Here is a 1132-nt window from a genome sequence, read left to right on the forward strand (position 1 = left end):
GCGGGGTTGCCGGAGTCGTCGGAGTAGCGAGGTCACCGGAGTCGTCACTCGGCGGTCGAAAAGCGGGAGAATCGGGTCGAACGCGGCGGGAGGGTTACTTGCCCTGCCGGTCGTTCCCGGTGACGCTCGGCCGGGTCTTCTCGGTGCCCTTGCCGCGCGTGCGCTGGCCGCGGCCCTTGGTTCCGGCGGAGGTGAGCCCGCGGAACGCGCGTCCCTTGTGGTCGTCGTCGCAGATCCAGCCCAGGTCGTCGTCGGTCTCGATAGCCGGGTGGTTCGGGTCCACGAGGATGACCTCGTGCCACTTCTGGGAGCCGTCCTCGCCGACCCAGTAGGAGTTGAGCACGCGGAGGTTGCGGTACTTCCGCGAGGCGCGCTCCTCGGCGATGCGCTGGATCGACTTGCGCCGCGAGAGGCGGTTGACGCCCTGGCGCTTCGAGCGGCGACCCGCCTTGAACCGCTGCTTCCGGGAGCCGCCCTTGCGGACGCTCACTCGGGCGACGACCACGCCCTGCTTGGCCTTGTAGCCGAGCTCGCGGGCCTTGTCCAGACGGGTGGGACGCTCGATCCGCTCGATGGCGCCCTGGTCGCGCCACTCCTGTTTGCGCTGCCACTGCAGCTCCGCCAGTTTCCCCTCCTTGGGGGACCGCCACGCCTCCTTGATGTGCGAGTAGAAGCTTCGTGCCATGGTGTGTCCGCGGACGGTTGCGATTCAGCCGCGAGGCGGCCACATGTCGTCTCGTCCCGGAGCGTGGTCGGCACCGCGGCCCCGGCGGCGAGTGCCCGCTGTGTCCGCACCAGCGAGTTGTCCGTACTTCCCGCGGTTGGCTGTTAAGCGCTTCGTTCCGGGGATAGCGTGCGAGACGGTCACAGTCGAACCCGCCCAGGACGGTCGCGCCGCACCATCGGTATCGAATCCGATATTTTGGCCCACTAGAGTCAAGTGTCGACCGCGCTACCGGGCGCGTACGAAGCCGTACACTCCGCCTCCCGAGCCGCACCGGCTCGCGATATCCAGCTCCACATGACCACCGACACGACACCACAGCCGCACCGCTCGCGCCGCGCCGCGTTCCGTCCCGCGGCCGCGCTCGCCTGCTGTCTCGCTCTCGCGCTCGCGCTGGCGGCGGTCGGC

At 69.4% G+C, this 1132-nt stretch carries 1 protein-coding gene; it reads right to left on the reverse strand.

The features are described 5' to 3' along the window. Positions 1–94 precede the first annotated feature (94 nt). Complete coding sequence (locus GJ633_RS16815) at positions 95–685, reverse strand: 50S ribosomal protein L15e (RefSeq protein WP_156589664.1); 591 nt, start codon at positions 683–685, stop codon at positions 95–97. Positions 686–1132: the final 447 nt, after the last annotated feature.

This window comes from Halorubrum sp. CBA1125, assembly GCF_009742825.1.
Classification (GTDB): Archaea; Halobacteriota; Halobacteria; order Halobacteriales; family Haloferacaceae; genus Halorubrum.

Coding starts and splice junctions, on each gene's coding strand:
- GJ633_RS16815 (WP_156589664.1), bottom strand. CDS start 685: ATGGCACGAAGCTTCTACTCGCACATCAAGGAGGCGTGGCGGTCCCCC.